Annotated in this window: 10 protein-coding genes; 4 read left to right on the top strand and 6 right to left on the bottom strand. The window is 44.4% G+C overall.

The window, feature by feature from the left end; translation table 11 throughout:
* Positions 1-46: 46 nt before the first annotated feature.
* From AB4298_RS09670 to AB4298_RS09645, 6 genes are all read right to left on the bottom strand, one after another.
* Positions 47-2,266 carry a PAS domain-containing protein gene (locus tag AB4298_RS09670; RefSeq protein WP_371986494.1) on the bottom strand — a complete coding sequence of 740 codons (2,220 nt, stop codon included), beginning with the start codon at positions 2,264-2,266 and terminating at the stop codon, positions 47-49.
* Positions 2,267-2,488: 222 nt separating this feature from the next.
* Positions 2,489-3,097, bottom strand: a complete 609-nt coding sequence (locus AB4298_RS09665; protein WP_248997771.1) for a TatD family nuclease-associated radical SAM protein — start codon at positions 3,095-3,097, stop codon at positions 2,489-2,491.
* 160 nt (positions 3,098-3,257) lie between these two features.
* Complete coding sequence (locus AB4298_RS09660) at positions 3,258-6,458, bottom strand: efflux RND transporter permease subunit (protein WP_371986492.1); 3,201 nt, start codon at positions 6,456-6,458, stop codon at positions 3,258-3,260.
* A complete protein-coding gene (locus tag AB4298_RS09655) occupies positions 6,458-7,684 on the bottom strand; it encodes an efflux RND transporter periplasmic adaptor subunit (RefSeq protein WP_248997769.1) in 1,227 nt (408 codons plus the stop codon). The genes AB4298_RS09660 and AB4298_RS09655 overlap by 1 nt, the downstream gene beginning before the upstream one ends.
* 194 nt (positions 7,685-7,878) lie before the next feature.
* Positions 7,879-9,108 carry an ATP-dependent RNA helicase SrmB gene (gene srmB, locus AB4298_RS09650; RefSeq protein WP_248997768.1) on the bottom strand — a complete coding sequence of 410 codons (1,230 nt, stop codon included), beginning with the start codon at positions 9,106-9,108 and terminating at the stop codon, positions 7,879-7,881.
* A 76-nt stretch (positions 9,109-9,184) separates the two neighbouring features.
* Entirely contained in the window at positions 9,185-9,898 is a 714-nt protein-coding gene (locus AB4298_RS09645) for a tRNA1(Val) (adenine(37)-N6)-methyltransferase (protein WP_371986491.1), read from the bottom strand.
* 522 nt (positions 9,899-10,420) lie between these two features.
* Between AB4298_RS09645 and brnQ the strand changes: the two genes are divergently transcribed.
* From brnQ to recJ, 4 genes are all read left to right on the top strand, one after another.
* Positions 10,421-11,764, top strand: a complete 1,344-nt coding sequence (brnQ, locus tag AB4298_RS09640) for a branched-chain amino acid transport system II carrier protein (RefSeq protein WP_248997766.1) — start codon at positions 10,421-10,423, stop codon at positions 11,762-11,764.
* A 313-nt stretch (positions 11,765-12,077) separates the two neighbouring features.
* Positions 12,078-12,980, top strand: coding sequence for a site-specific tyrosine recombinase XerD (gene xerD, locus AB4298_RS09635; RefSeq protein ID WP_371986489.1), 903 nt, complete (start codon positions 12,078-12,080; stop codon positions 12,978-12,980).
* A gap of 246 nt (positions 12,981-13,226) precedes the next feature.
* Positions 13,227-13,952, top strand: a complete 726-nt coding sequence (gene dsbC, locus AB4298_RS09630; RefSeq protein ID WP_220778632.1) for a bifunctional protein-disulfide isomerase/oxidoreductase DsbC — start codon at positions 13,227-13,229, stop codon at positions 13,950-13,952.
* Positions 13,953-14,068: 116 nt separating this feature from the next.
* Complete coding sequence (recJ, locus tag AB4298_RS09625) at positions 14,069-15,793, top strand: single-stranded-DNA-specific exonuclease RecJ (protein ID WP_248997764.1); 1,725 nt, start codon at positions 14,069-14,071, stop codon at positions 15,791-15,793.
* Positions 15,794-15,851: the final 58 nt, after the last annotated feature.

Here is a 15,851-nt window from a genome sequence, read left to right as displayed (position 1 = left end):
GCTTTTTTATTAATAGCGGTAACTAATCTGACTGCGGCTTGCCAACTTAAGTGAGTAAGCGAGTAAAGGCTTGGCAGATATTCTGCTCTCCTGTTTGCTTAGCACGCTTGAGTGCTACTTCTGAGTTTGCGATAAGTTGCTCAAGATCTTGCCCTGCTTGATAAGAAGCAATACCGATACAGATCCCATCGCCTAAGCCGTTTTCGTTGAGTTTATTGAGGCTTTCAAGCGCAAAATAGTGTGCTTGATCTGAGTTAGTATCAGGGAGCACAATAATAAGCTTACCAAGCTGCCAATGAGACATCTGGTAGCGATGAGGTAAGTCGCGCAGTAAGTGGATTTCCACCTCGCGTTGACGGGTCTCAAGTTGCCCAAGATCACTCATATGGCTCAGCATGCCTTCAGCACTGATATCAATCATCAGTAAACTGGAGAAGTCTTTACAAGTCTGGCTTAGGTTATTGAAGTAACGTTCTAAGTCATCTTTATGATTAAAGATGGTACTGCGCAGCGGTACCGAGTTTGGCCCTTCTCTAAAGGCATTTTTTTGCAGAGACTGCTCAAAGCTACATAAAACAAATTGCAGCTCGCCTGCACTGTCTAAATGGCCTTTTAGGGTAGCTTGTAAACAATGGTCTTGTAGGTGATCGACGACCACAAACACTTGGCCTATCCAGCTTCCTTGGATTTGCAACTGTTGAGCAATTTGCGGCCACTGCTTATTAAAGTCTTCACTAAGCACACTGCTGACATTAATTGGCTTATCAGCCTCAATCTGCAATAACTGATTAAAAGCAGGGTTAGACTTAAGCACATTGCCTTTTGGATCGGTAAGAACACTCGCCATAGGAACATCATTGAGTAGATGGTTTAACTTGGCGTGCTTTTGGCTTTGCTTAAGCTCTGTAATATCTTCAAAAGTGACCAGCATATAACGACGTTTGTTATCTATGCTGACTTCATACTTTACTCGCACCATTAACCAAGTGCGGGCAGACGAGTTAGAATAGAGTTCTTTTTGCCAAACTTTTTCCGTTTCAAGGTGATTGATAAACTGGCTGTACTCATCGTCATCGAGATTCAAAATCCGCTGTAAACTGCGATCGGATAAGTCATCGACGGGCAAAGATAATAATACTGACGCGGCGCTATTTGATGTCACCACTCGGCCTGTGTCGCTGGCAATAATACAGCCCATTTCGGTATCAAATAAACGATTGGTCATATAGATACTAAATTCACGTGAACGTTGTACAAGCCTGTACATGTGAGTCAGGAAAATCAGCAGTATCGACAGTGAAGTGAGCACCACTGCGCCAATGATTAAAATATTACGCCATTGGGCAAAGTTAGCCGCGATATCTTCATTTTTAATATATGACAGTAGGAAGTACTCACGACGGGTTTCATATTGTGTAGTGAGTTCAACTTTTAAATAGACAAAGGTCGCTACATCGCCGTGGAACTGGCCAAAGTTACTCATAGCCATTTTACGCCAAAGCGCTGGATAAGACTGTTTTAAGCTACCGCCCATGGTTTCAGGTAAACGGCTAACACTGGTATTAGTTTGTGCGCCTGCATACAACAAACCTTGTGTGTCGAGCATCATTAATGGTGCTTGTTTACTCGAATAAGCCGGTTTAATGCTTTTGAGCATTTTCGACATCGAGTTGTAAGTCACTAGGTAGCCGCGCACACTTTGGTCAGGGTTTTCTAACCAAGCGAATTGATAAAGGTAGGGCTCTAGTTGTCCGTTAATTGGCGTAAATTCGAGTGGTGAGGTGTAAATCTCACTGCCGCCCATATTCCGAGTGCTACCGAGTAGTGCAGGTGGAAGGCTTTCTTTACCAAAGTCATTGCTGCTGGCAAATTTATGTTGGCCTTGGGGATCATAAAGCGCAATGCCTAATAGTTCGGGCACATTATCAACTAGCACGTCCCAGTTATCTAATAGGCGTTGTTGGTTTTCTGAAGACGGCAGCGCCAGATACTGTTTTAGCAGCCCTGACTTAGCAAACATTTGGGTTCTAAATTGCTGAAAAGTGACTTTGTCAGAGATCAGTGCGCCAACCGCTTGCAGTTCACTGTATCTTTGCGTTGCCCAATCTTCCTGCAAACGTCTTTCACCTAAGGTGATAATAATATTAGTCAGGATGATCACCGACACTAGCAGCATACAGATCTGACTAACGGCGGCTAAGATACGTTGTTGGGACCAATGGATCCCTTGAGCACTGATTAATAATGGTAGTTTGCGGGTCAGCATGTATCGATTTTTATTACAGTTATTATGCTCTTTATCTTAACACGAATTCTCAGGCTAACCAGAGTTAGTTAGCCGCTGGGTTAACATGGCGTAGTATAAAATTAAGTGATTAACACTGATTGTTTACCAGCGCTAAAAAGTACTGTAGTGCGATATTGAGTGACTAATAACAAGCTGAGTCATTTTGTAACCCAGCGCGATTTAAAGTGACAAAGTTGATAATTAGCCAACCACATCCAGCTCTCTTTGTTTAAAGGTCGCACCTCTAGATTCCACTATATGGCGGCATGCCTCAATATCAACCCCTGCTAAGCCATTAATGGCAGAGACTTGCACTTCGCTAATATACTGTGGAGCGAGCGCAATGAAATCTAATAAGGCTTGGTAAGAGCCAGACAGTTTTGGCTGACAATGTTGTTGATATCGCACTGCTGTATCGGCATTAAGTGATACTGACAGACTATCAACGCATAGGGCTAACTCTGGTAAAATATTGCGCTTATGGAATAGGTTACCTAAGCCATCAGTGTTAACTCTTACTTTACCGCCACGTTGTTTAATCTCGGTAGCAACGCTAAGCAGGGTGCGAAGATTAAGCGTGGGTTCGCCGTAGCCACAAAATACATACTCATCAAATTGCTCTACATCTCCAAGTTGCGCGATAAGCTCATCTGCTTTTGGCTGACGGTTTAAATCTAACTGATACTCATGCACCTGCTTACTACCATTATGTTTTGGGCAAAATTGGCATCTTAATGTGCAACGTCCGGTTATGTTGAGATAACGGCTATTGCGAATATCGTAGACAAGTGTCGGTTGGCTGGTGGTCATGATGAGCCTAGCTTGATTTTTATATCGGCTAAGAATAGCGCTTTGCCACGGTGAAATCTGTTTGCTAGATCGAGTAACTCGATGTTCAATCCGATTGCTGACAATAAAAAAGGAGGCGATTAGCCTCCTTTAATACTGGAACAATATCGATAAGTATCTGTTAATTTACTGGCTCAGATACAGCTTCGTTATCAGCTTTAGGTCGCCACCACCAATTGAAGAAACGACGTGAAGTGCGCCTAATATCATCGAGGATGATGTACAGCAAAGGCACCAATATTAAGGTGACGACTGTAGAGAATAAGATACCAAATGCCAGCGAGGCTGCCATTGGAATAACAATTTGCGCTTGCAAACTCTTTTCCAACAGAATCGGCACTAAGCCAACAAAGGTCGTGAGCGAGGTTAAGATAATTGCTCTAAAGCGATAGCAACCAGAATCGACCGCGGCCTTGACAATACTATGGCCCTCTGCTCGAGCGCGGTTAACAAAGTCGACTAGAATCAGCGAGTCATTCACCACAACACCGGCAAGCGCTACGATGCCACATAGGCTCAAAATACTCATGTTGAGACCTAAGATAAAGTGACCAAACAGCGCACCAATCATGCCAAATGGAATAACCGACATAATAATTAACGGCTGACTATAAGATTTAAGCGGAATAGCCATTAGCGCATAGATAGTAAATAGCGCGAAGAAGAAGCCCTGCATTAAGCTAATCAAAGCACTTTGCTCATCGGCGCTACCACCATCGAGGGCGGTTGAAATATTTGGATACTTCGCCTGCAATTGCGGTAAAAACTCTTTCTGAATTTCACTGACCACTTTTGAAGGCTCAACCTTATTCGTATCAGCATTAGCATTAATGGTAATGGCTCGGCGACCGTCTACACGGGTAATCGATGAGTAAGAGTCACCTAGCTGCAAGTCTGCTACCGTTGAGAAAGGTACTGCCGCGCCACTTGGTGTGCGAATAAGCATGTTCTCAAGGTGGCCAACAGTACGTCGCTGCTCAAGCGGATAGCGTACCATCACTTTAACTTCTTCTTTATTACGCAAAATACGCTGGGCTTCATAACCATAAAAACCATAACGTACCTGACGTGCAAGATCTGACAAGGTTAGCCCTAGTGCTTCAGCTTCAGGACGGATCTGCAGTTTGATCTCCTGACTACCAGATGAGAAGTTATCAGCAATGTCGTACACGCCTTCATAGGTGCCTAGCTTCTGCTTTAGCTCCTTAGAGGCTTGTGAGAGTTGCTCAAGGTTACTTGAGGTCAACCTAAATGAAATATCACCGCCGTTGTCATTAGTGCTGGCGTTGATATTAAGTTTCTTAACAGCCAGTAGCTCAGGTAGCTGTTTACGCCATGCGGTAGCGATAGTTTCGCCGTCTACGTCACGGTCTTCACCTTTGGTGAGTTCAGCAAACAGGAACGCTGAAGTCCGCGAACTCATATTAATAAAGCTGTGTTTAACTACAGGGTAACCAAGCTCGCTCTCCATTTCATCGTTCATGGCATATAGGGCTTCTTCAACTTCTTGTACCACTTTTAAGGTGTTTTCTTCAGAACTACCCGCTTCCATCTCTATATTGACTTGGATAAAGTCAGACGGCAGATCGGGGAAGAATACCCAGCGTACTTGACCACTTATAACCAGAGAAATCGATAGAATAAGTACACCAATAAACACAGCTACTGCGTTATAACGCTGTACGATACAACGCTCTAAAAACGGGCGGTAGTTATTATGAATAAAGTACTGTACTTTGTCGTTAAGCTTAGCCTTTAAGCGGCCGAGTAACCCAAGTTGTGAGCGAGGCTTACGCGGTTTCATATGAGCTAAGTGAGCCGGCAAAATAAGCTTAGATTCAATCAATGAGAATATTAGGCATAGCACCACGACCATGCCGATGGATTTCCAGATAATCCCCTGTGGGCCCGATACCATTAGCATTGGCATAAAGGCGGCAATGGTGGTGAGAACCCCGAATGTGGCTGGCATGGCGACTTTGTTAGCACCTTTAATCACATTCTCTAGCGAGTGACCATTTTCTTCAATCTCACTGTAGGCACTCTCACCAATAACAATGGCGTCGTCCACCACGATCCCTAGCACTAGAATAAATGCGAATAGGGTTAATAGATTAATTGAGAGCGAGAAAGGCTCTAGCGGCATAAACAGCATGGCACCAAGGAAACTAATAGGCAGTCCCATCATGACCCAGAACGCCAATTTAATTTCTAAGAATAGCGCCAAAATCAGGAACACCAATAAGGCACCGTAGAACATGTTAGATAACATCATATTCAAGCGGCCCTTTAGGTAATGGGTCAAGTCGCCCCAAGTATCTAACTTTGCGCCCGTTGGCAGTACGTCACGCTTTTGTTCTATGTAGTCTTTAACTTGCGCTGAAATATCAAGCGCATTTTGGTCGTCGACACTGAGGATCTCAATAATCGCAGCAGGCTGACCATTAAAACGGGTGTACTCTAAGCGTTCTTCAAAGCTGTCATTGATGGTCGCTACTTGCGGCAGCATGATACGGCTACCATCTGGGCGAGTGCTCACTACTATTTGTGCAAAGTCTTCGCCTGTATAGGCTTGGCCTTTAGTACGCAGCAGGATATCGCCATCTTTAGCGCGAATTGAACCGCCCGGTAGATCGATAGAAGAATTTTGTACGGCTTGGGCCACTTGTGAGAAAGTCAGCCCATATTCACGCAGTTTATCTTCAGACAGTTCAATACCAATTTCGTAATCACGAACCCCTGTGACTTGTGCTTTGGTAATTGCGGGTAGGCCGGCCACTTCATCACGAATTGTTTTGGCGAGCTCTTTCATCTCTTGTAGTGATTGATCGCCATACACAGAAATCCAAATCACATTATTTTCGGGTTTCACTCGATAAATATCGGGCTTTTCAATATTCACCGGAAAGGTAGAAATCGCATCGATACGCAGTTTGGCTTCATCTAAAACATCTTGTGGATCGTAACTATCTTCCACTTCAATCGAGACTGAACCCACTCCTTCACTGGCGACAGAGGTGACTTTTTTGATGCCATTAATATCTTGAATGGCTTCCTCGATTTTAATGGTTATCCCTTCCTCAATTTCCTGTGGTGCTGCGCCTGGGTAGGCAACAGTGATCCGTAAGTAATTTAGCTCAAACGAGGGGAAAACTTCTTTATTAATAATTAAGGTACTGAATAAACCGCCAATGATTAGCACCCACATCAGCAGGTTGGCTGCGACATTGTTTTTGGCAAACCACGCAATAATCCCTTTTTGTGGTTCGCGCGGGATATTGCTTGGTTCGGTTGTTGCGTCTTGATTATTGTCTGTGGTCATTATTGAGCTCCTGCATTAGCAAGTTGCTCTTCACTATTATCGCTATCAGAGTCGGTTTCGATAGAAGAATTAGACTCTTCACCTAAAACTTTAACGATTTGGCCATTCTCAGCATTGGTCAGGTTGGTTAGCGATATACGTTCACCGCTTTGCAGGCTGTCTTTAATGTAGACATTTTCTAAATCACTTTTAACCACGTTAACTTCACGTAGCTCAATACTGTTATCGTTATTAACTATGGTGACTTGATTATCGCGTACTAAATGACGTGGTAGTTTTACTATACCTTCAACAGTGCGGCCTTTAATCACTGCAGTAACAAAGGTGCCATATTTTAATGGCAGCTGGCCCTCAACGCGATTGGTACGTAGGTATGGGTCTTTGACTTCAGCGACTAAATAAACCATACGGTTTTCAGCGTCAATAACCCCTTCACTGCGAATGATTTGTCCTTGCCAAGTAATCGTCTTACCGGCTAAATCGGCGCTCAAGCTAACATCGGTATCAGGGTTATCAACTGACTCTAGGTAAGCAAGATCGTTATTCGATAGAGGTAATCTAACTTCAGCAATACGAGTATCGTACAATTCACCTAAGTTGGTGCCTAAAGTCACGTATTGCCCTAAGTCGACATTACGGGCTTTAATGATGCCATCAAATGGCGCGCGAATAACGGTGCGCTCTAGGTTACGCTGTGCACGAGCTAGTGCGGCTTGCTGGAACTTCACATTAGCTTGTTCTTGCTTGAGCTGTGGTAAACGTAGCCCAAGCTCTGGTGGAATGCCTCCGTCATAGCCTTTCCAATCGTTTTTAGCGACTTCACCTTTTGCCCGTTCTTCTTCTAGCGCTGCTTTAGCTTGAGCAAGTGATGCCTGTGCTTGCATTAAGTCTGCTTCATAATCAGAAGGTTCAATAACCGCAAGTTCATCGCCTTTTTTAACGACACCACCGGCAACAAAGTTAGCCGATATCGTCAGCATACGGCCTTGAACTTCGGTAACTAATTGGGTTTTATATTTAGGGCTCACTACGCCATAAGAGGGTAAGTTTAAAGAAACCGTTTGCTGTTTGACTTCGGTAACATCAACAATTGCGACAGGTACTTCATCGGCTTTTTGCTCAGGGGCTTCTTTGGTGCCAATTAGGATCTGGGCTACAACAATAAAGGCAAAAAGAATGAATAGCGGTGACATTCTTCGAAGTATGGTTTTTATTTTATTCATCATCAGGCTGCGTTTCCATGCAAAGACTTCTTCTAGTTGCATAAATTACCAGACTCAAGGTCAAGGTGATAGCGTTATTTGTAAATGAAATGTTTCAAACTGTAGTGATATATTTGCAGTAAAATAAGCTGTTAGCTGAATTTTAGCCATAAAAAAGGGTCACATAATGTGACCCTAATAATGAGCATGAAGTATGACTACTTCTTCTTTTTCTTCTTGTTCTTCTTGCTGAAATTTTTGCTGTTATCTGGACCAGGCTTTTTCTTTCCAGGTGGCTTGGCTTCTTTGTTCTTTGGACGTAGATCTTTAACGAAGCGGCGTTTTAGTGGTTGCTCGATATAACGCTCAATCTTACCGACAACACGAATATCATGTGCTTCAACTAATGAAATAGCAGTACCTTTAGCGCCTGCACGGCCGGTACGACCAATACGATGCACGTATGTGTCGGCAGAACGAGGCATATCGTAGTTAATCACATGAGTAATGTCGTCAACGTCGATACCACGTGCAGCAACGTCCGTCGCTAGCAAGATATTTACTTCGCCTTTAGTGAAGCGACCCAGTGCTTGGAAGCGCGCTTTTTGCTCCATATCACCACGCATAAATGCACAAGTGATACCTTCTTTTTGTAATAGGCCTTCAAGGCTTGCTACCGCTTCACGAGTTTTAACGAAAACAATGGTGCGTTGCACATCTTCTTGTTTTAGAAGTGCACACAACAAAGCAAACTTGTGTGCTTTATCGTCAGCAAGGTGGATCCACTGGTGGATCTTAGCTTTTTCACTGCGTGGTGCTTCTGCTTCTAGTTTAACTGGGTTAGTCAGTAGATTGTGTGAGAAACGACCTACATCGCTGCCCTCAAGCGTGGCAGAGAACAACATCGTTTGTTTGCGACCTACAGACTCGATAGCAATACTTTCAACTACGGCAGAAAAGCCCATGTCTAGCATGCGGTCAGCTTCGTCGATAACTAATACTTCAACTTCTTCTGCGTTGAAGTGACCTTTATCTAGGTACTCCATTAAACGGCCTGGAGTCGCAACTAAGATATCAACGTTCTTTTGTAGGGCTTCTTCTTGTGGGCCATAAGGTACGCCACCCGTGATAATCACAGTGTCTAAACCTAAGCCTGTAGCCAAATGGCTAGCATAACGGTGAATTTGGCTAGCAAGTTCACGAGTCGGTGTCAGGATCAATACACGTGCACGGCCGCCGTATCGACGTGGGAAGTCGATAAGGTGTTGCAACGCAGGCAGAAGGAAGCTTGCCGTCTTACCCGTGCCAGTAGGCGCGCGAGCTAAGATATCTCTTTGCTCCATTGCGACTGGGATTGTTTGCTGTTGTATGGTAGTGGGCTTGTTATGGCCCATTGCTTTCAGTGACTCTAACAAACAAGGGTCAAGCTGGAGATCTTCAAATTGCATGCGTGGCATCTCAATAAATAATAGCCGGACATTATAAAGCTTATAGGAGAGACTTTAAACGATTAGATCGCCGATCCTAGAGCTTTAAATAAAAATCCTGACTGAGTTGGATAAATTGGTCGCTGTACAGGCCGTTTTTCTGACGAATAGTCAGTTGCTCTATGATTTCAGGCTCTGCGTCATTGCCACTGAGGTGGGTCAGTAGCAGTATTTGCCTGTTAGGTGTTTTGCCTTCAACACTGGCTGCCAGCAGTTTGTGTCGTAATAGCAGTTGGTGACTTGCCAACTTTGCTTCAAGCTCAGCAACCGATTCACTAGGCAGAATTAAACTCGCGCTACCGTTAGTCGCTAACAGCTGTTTGATAGACAGTAATAAAGTGTCAAAACTTAAGCTATCAGTGTGCCTCGCAGTGGCACGCGCGCTAATGCTCGATTGTGGACCATTAGCAAAGTAGGGCGGGTTACAGATGATATGGTCAAACTGTTGCGTTTGATGCAGGCAATAGCTTTGAATATCACAGCACACAAGTGACAAACGCGCAGCCCAAGGGCTAGCACTGAAATTGCTTAGGCAATCAAGCGCGGCTTGTGGGTCAAGTTCTACGGCCGTAATGTTCGCGTTACTGCGCTGTGCTGCCATTAGACTCAACAGACCGCTGCCAGCACCAAGATCTAAAATAGTTTTAGCTTGAGTTAACGGCGCCCATGCACCAAGTAACACACCATCAGTGCTAACAGGCATACCGCAGCGAGTGTCATCAATATGAAAACGTTTAAAGGTGAATGGCATAGCAGCAACATTAAATATAAGGATGAAGCTAATTGTACGCTAAACAAGCCAAGCCTGAAATTAGCCAATGTCATGGAATTTGTTAATTATTAAGCAAACGGTGAATTTTGCTGCTGGTAAGTGGTTACTAGCTTTAAAACGCTTGCTGGCTATTAAAGCAGATGTGTCTTGTTGTGGCGGCTAATAGGGCGAATGTAAGTTATGAAAAGCACTTGTTAATAAGGTGTTTTGGTTTATATCGAGAATGCAGTTTATTCCGTATGCTTGCTTGTTAATTAGATATGACTCTGATAATAGTATGCCCCTCTTTACTTGGTAAAAGCCCAGTTTTAGAGTAGGTAAACCAGTTTTAAAGCAATTTAAGCGTTAATATTTTCCGCTGCTGTTCAAAAACTCGCCAAGAATAGGCCGTATTTACCACGGAACCATGTAAAGTAATAATTACACATTTTTATTGTCGTCCTAACGGGATGTCTTGAAGGCATGACGGCATGAAATCGTTAACTAAATAAAAAAATCTAGATGGGGAATAAAGTGCAGAATAATCAGTTGAGTATTGCAGATACGTTGGGGTTAGGGTTTATGACCTTTGCGTTCTTTTTGGGCGCGGGTAACCTAATTTTCCCACCTTTAGCAGGTTTCTTAGCCGGCGAGAATATCACCTTTGCCATGTTTGGCTTTCTTATTACTGCTGTAGGCTTACCACTGATCACTCTGATTGCTGTCGCTAAAGCGAACGGTAAGATTATGCAACTGCTGCCCCCCATCGCTGCAACTGCACTTGCTGTGTCGATCTTCATCATTATAGGCCCTGCATTTGCTGCGCCAAGAACAGGCTTAGTAGCCTATGAAGTTGGCTTCAAGCCGTTTCTAGAAGATTCTTCTGCAACCTTTATGATTGCAGGTTTAACACTGAATATAACCCAACTGTTCTACACCTTAGCCTTCTTCGGTTTATCAATGGTTTTAGCACTATTCCCTGGTAAATTACTCGATAGCGTCGGCAAGGTATTAACCCCTATCCTTATTCTCTTGCTAGTGGGTCTGGCGATCTCTGTTATCGTTATTCCTGGTAGTGACATTGGCGCTGCCGTTGGCGAATACCAAACTCACCCACTAACTAAGGGTGTTTTGGAAGGCTATAACACCATGGATACCTTAGCGTCGTTGATTTTCGGTATGTTGATTATCGATATTCTACGTAAAAAAGGTATTAGCGAGCCTGCTGCGCAAACTAAGTATTTAATTAAAGCAGCTTTGATTGCTGCAGCTGGTCTAGCTTTTGTTTATGTTTCACTATTCTATCTAGGTGCTACAGCGGGCGATTTAGCTGTTGGTGCTGAAAACGGTGGCGTGATTTTAAGTAACTACGTGATTGCAAAGTTTGGCGCTAGTGGCATGATCTTGTTGTCATCTGTGGTTACGCTTGCTTGTTTAACTACCTCTGTAGGCTTAATCAGTGCGTGTGGTGAATACTTTAACGAAGTTGCACCAAAAATTTCTTACCGTCGTTTTGTCGTAATCGTAAGCATTGTGTGTGCAACGGTTGCTAACGTAGGTTTGGCACAGTTAATCGACATTAGCGTTCCAGTGTTAATGACTGTTTACCCTGTGGCGATAGCTTTGGTTGCAGTGACTTTTTTAACTGAACGTTTTGCTCACCCGAAAACAGCGCACCGTTTGGTCGTGAGTGTGGCACTATTCTTCGGTATTATTGACGGCTTTAAAGCTGCTAAAGTTGATGTAAGCATCTTTAACTTTATGCCGCTACATAACGAAGGCATGGCTTGGTTACTACCAACCGCAATCGTGATTATTGCTTGTTTAATGGCTAAAAAACCAAAAGAGCCGTTAGCAGCGAGCTAACTTAGTGATGACGGTTAGTCGTTAAGATAGCGAACCGTCACACAATGGCATAATATTGAGGCGATGATTCACTGAATCATCGCCTTTTTGTTTAAAGAAGGTTTAGAAGAAGGGGCTAGGAAAGCAGGTTCTAGGCCCTAAGAAAAGCCAAGACGCTAGAAGGCGAACGGCCTGTGGCCTTACGAATGTGACTGCGTCACGTACGAAACGCTGCGCTTTTGGCTTTTGCTTTTCCTCGCAGGGTTTTAGCCCGTCCTCGCAGCGAAGCGTCCTAGGAGCTAGGGCCTTATTTTAAAGTAAATAGGAATGAGAAGTGTCAGAAAAGTACACGGCCGATAGCATTATTGATATTTTCTTAGATGATCTTTGGTCGACCAAAGGCTTAAGTGATAATACCTTAAGTGCCTATCGTACCGATCTACGCCATCTCGACCGTTACTTACAACTGCGTGGTGGCAAGCTTATAAGTTGCTCGCAATTTGAGGTGCGCGACTACCTCGCTGAGCGTTTTGATAAAGGTAGCGCTAAAACCAGTAGTGCGCGCATGATGAGTAGCTTAAGGCGATTCTATGGTTATTTAATCGTTAAAAAGCAAATTGATACTGATCCAATGGCCTTAATTGAGTCGCCAAAGCTGGCACGTAAGTTACCTGATTCACTTAGCGAAGAAGACATTGATCGCTTACTAGCAGAGCCGGTTGATGATGACCCGATAGAAAGCCGTGATAAAGCCATGCTTGAGCTTTTATACGCAACGGGTTTACGGGTTTCAGAGTTGGTGGGGCTCACCATGGAACAACTCAGTTTGCGCCAAGGTTTAGTGCGCATTACCGGTAAAGGTGGCAAAGAGCGCTTGGTACCGCTGGGTGAGTTAGCGGTGGCTGAGCTAGAGGCTTACTTAAAATTTGCTAGAGCAGAGCTACTGAAAGGCAAGCAAAGCGATGTGTTGTTTCCATCTAAACGAGCCCAACAGATGACGCGGCAGACATTTTGGCATCGAATTAAGCTATACGCATTAAGAGCTGGCATTAACACTGAATTGTCGCCGCATACCTTGCGTCATGCCTTTGCCACTCACTTATTAAATCATGGTGCAGACCTGCGTGTGGTGCAGTTATTACTCGGCCACAGCGATTTATCAACTACGCAAATTTATACCCATGTAGCCACGGCAAGACTAGCCAGCCTGCATAGTGAACATCATCCAAGAGGCTAATTTATAAGCCTTATTAGTTTGGCTGATTCACTTTAGTTGAAGCTAAGTATTAGATTTGTTGACTGGAGAAAGCCACTTATTAAATCTAGACTTTGGCTAAATATTTGATGGATTTCACGTCTGTATGATTTAGTTACAGCAAATAATTTGCTTTAACTTGGTTGAGTCTGTAACTTTTCAGCTCCAAACTAGGTCTAATCGTTTATATCCAATAAGTCTGACCCTTACAAAAGAGTAGGAATACCCATGAAGTTCACTCGAACGTTTTCTTTGATTATGGCAATGTTAATTGCACCAGCCGCTAGCGCAGCTTCAAACACTAGTGACGACACTGCAGCGTTAAAGCAAAAGCTAAGCGACACCCTTAGCGTTGAAGTGATTTCAATTAAGCCATCACCGGTTGCTGAGTTATACGAAGCCTTTACCGATCGTGGCGTGCTGTATATTACTAAAGACGGTTCAAAGTTATTTCACGGTAACCTTTATGACTTAAATAAGGGCATGAAAAACCTAACTGAAGCGGCAATGGCAGGTCCTCGCATCGATATGATGAAGCCGCTTGAAGATCATATGTTGGTTTACAAGGCTAAGAATGAAAAGCACGTAGTAACTATCTTTACTGATGTGAGCTGTGGTTATTGCCGTAAATTACACAACGAAATGGACGGTTATAACGACTTAGGTATTACTGTACGTTACTTAGCGTTCCCACGCGCAGGTGTTCCATCTGCAAATGCTGATGAAATGGAATCAGTATGGTGTGCTAAAGACCCACTAAAAGCGATGGGCGATGCTAAAAATGGCAGAGCAGTTCAGAAAGCCTCATGTGATGCTAAAATTAAAGAGCAATATCAGTTAGGCCAAGCATTTGGCATTAACGGTACACCAGCAATTATTTTAGACGACGGCACTTTGATCCCTGGTTACCAGCCACCAGAGGCATTATTACGCACACTTGAATCGCAGCAATAATAGCGATTTTAGTTAAGCGACAAAAAAAGGTGAGCCAAGGCTCACCTTTTTTGTGCCCCTTTAGCGGCAGTCTTGTTATGCTAATCGAGTCAATTTTTCAGAGGATTTAATCTCACGTGATCCATCAGATAGTACGCCGTCCAAGAGTGGATGATAGCCACCTTCCCGATACGTTTTCGCCGATCTTAAAACAGATTTATGCCAGTCGTGGCGTTGCTGCATCTGACTGTGAATTGAGCTTAGCTAAGTTGCTGCGCCCAGATACTATGGCGGGATTAGCGCAAGCAGCGAAAATTGTTGCTGATGGCATAGAAGCGCAAAAAGCGATTCTTATTATGGGCGACTTTGACGCCGATGGTGCCACCTCTACCAGTGTATGTGTGCTTGCGCTGCGGATGATGGGCGCGCAAAAAATTGATTACCTTATCCCAAACCGCTTCGATTACGGCTATGGTTTAAGCCCTGAAATTGTTGCGGTTGCTGCCAGTAAAAATGCCGAACTGCTGATCACCGTTGATAACGGTATTTCATCGATTGAAGGCGTCGCTGCAGCTAAAGCACTGGGCATGACAGTAGTGATTACCGACCATCACTTGCCGGGCAACACAGTGCCTGATGCCGATGCAATTGTGAACCCTAATCAAGATGGCTGCGAGTTTGCCAGTAAATCGATTGCAGGGGTTGGCGTCGCGTTTTACTTAATGTCGGCGCTTCGAGCCGAGCTAAGACGCCGTAATTGGTACCAACAGCAAAATATCGTGGAGCCGAATCTTGCGCAATTGTTGGATATTGTTGCCCTTGGTACTGTCGCCGATGTGGTATCACTCGACACCAATAACCGTATTTTGGTTGAAGCGGGTTTGCAGCGAGTCAAAGCAGGGCGCTGCCGCGTGGGGATTACTGCGCTGCTTGAAGTGGCTAAACGCACACCATCGCGTATTGTTGCCTCTGACTTTGGTTTTGCAGTAGGTCCAAGGCTAAACGCCGCAGGACGTTTAGATGAAATGGCATTAGGGGTCGAAACCTTACTGTGCGATGACATCATGCTAGCAAGACGCATGGCATCGGAACTTGATGGTTTGAATGCTGAGCGCCGCGATCTTGAAGCGGATATGCAACAAGAAGCGCTTAAGAGTCTTGAGAGTATCGAGCTTAATGAAGCTGAACTGCCTTGGGGCATTGCCATTTATCAAGCGGATTGGCACCAAGGGGTTATCGGTATTTTAGCCTCGCGGATTAAAGATAAATATCACCGCCCAGTGATCGCCTTCGCCGAAGCGGGCGAGGGTGAGATTAAAGGCTCTGCACGTTCGATTAAGGGCCTGCACATGCGCGACCTGTTAGAGCTAATCAACAGCCGCCACCCGGGAATGATTTTAAAGTTTGGTGGCCATGCCATGGCGGCGGGTCTGTCGATTCAAGCAGGGCAGTTTGCCCAGTTTGCTGATGCGTACGATAAAGCCGTACGTGAAGTGTTAGCGCCAGAATTATTGACCGGTGAGCTGGTATCTGACGGCGAACTAGTGCCTGAGCAGTTTAAACTGGATCTTGCTAGTGAATTACGTGCAGCAGGCCCTTGGGGACAGTCGTTCCCTGAGCCGTTATTTGACGGTTACTTTAGAGTGATACAGCAACGGATTGTCGGTGAAAAGCACTTAAAGCTGATTCTAGAAACTGAGTGCGGCCGGGTGATGCTCGATGCCATCGCCTTTAATGTGGACTTGAAGACTTGGCCTGATGCTACGATTCAATATGCGCAGGTGGTGTATAAACTCGATGTAAACGAGTTTAGAGGCAATCAGAGCTTGCAGTTGATGGTTGAGCAGATAGAGCCTAAGTAGCTATCGTCTATAACTAACGTGAACGGATTCTATATTCAGAGAAAGGATGCATTGATTG

Origin of the sequence: Shewanella sp. 10N.261.52.F9 (assembly GCF_041471165.1) — a bacterium.
Lineage (GTDB): Bacteria > Pseudomonadota > Gammaproteobacteria > Enterobacterales > Shewanellaceae > Shewanella > Shewanella marinintestina.
The sequence above is the reverse complement of the archived record's forward strand: the minus strand, read 5'-3'. Positions and strand labels throughout refer to the sequence as shown.

Excerpts from the sequence above, each read along its gene's own strand:
- AB4298_RS09670 (WP_371986494.1), bottom strand. The coding sequence starts at position 2,266 with ATGCTGACCCGCAAACTACCATTATTAATCAGTGCTCAAGGGATCCAT.
- AB4298_RS09665 (WP_248997771.1), bottom strand. The coding sequence starts at position 3,097 with ATGACCACCAGCCAACCGACACTTGTCTACGATATTCGCAATAGCCGT.
- AB4298_RS09660 (WP_371986492.1), bottom strand. The coding sequence starts at position 6,458 with ATGACCACAGACAATAATCAAGACGCAACAACCGAACCAAGCAATATC.
- AB4298_RS09655 (WP_248997769.1), bottom strand. The coding sequence starts at position 7,684 with ATGATGAATAAAATAAAAACCATACTTCGAAGAATGTCACCGCTATTC.
- srmB (WP_248997768.1), bottom strand. The coding sequence starts at position 9,108 with ATGCAATTTGAAGATCTCCAGCTTGACCCTTGTTTGTTAGAGTCACTG.
- AB4298_RS09645 (WP_371986491.1), bottom strand. The coding sequence starts at position 9,898 with ATGCCATTCACCTTTAAACGTTTTCATATTGATGACACTCGCTGCGGT.
- brnQ (WP_248997766.1), top strand. The coding sequence starts at position 10,421 with ATGGGGAATAAAGTGCAGAATAATCAGTTGAGTATTGCAGATACGTTG.
- dsbC (WP_220778632.1), top strand. The coding sequence starts at position 13,227 with ATGAAGTTCACTCGAACGTTTTCTTTGATTATGGCAATGTTAATTGCA.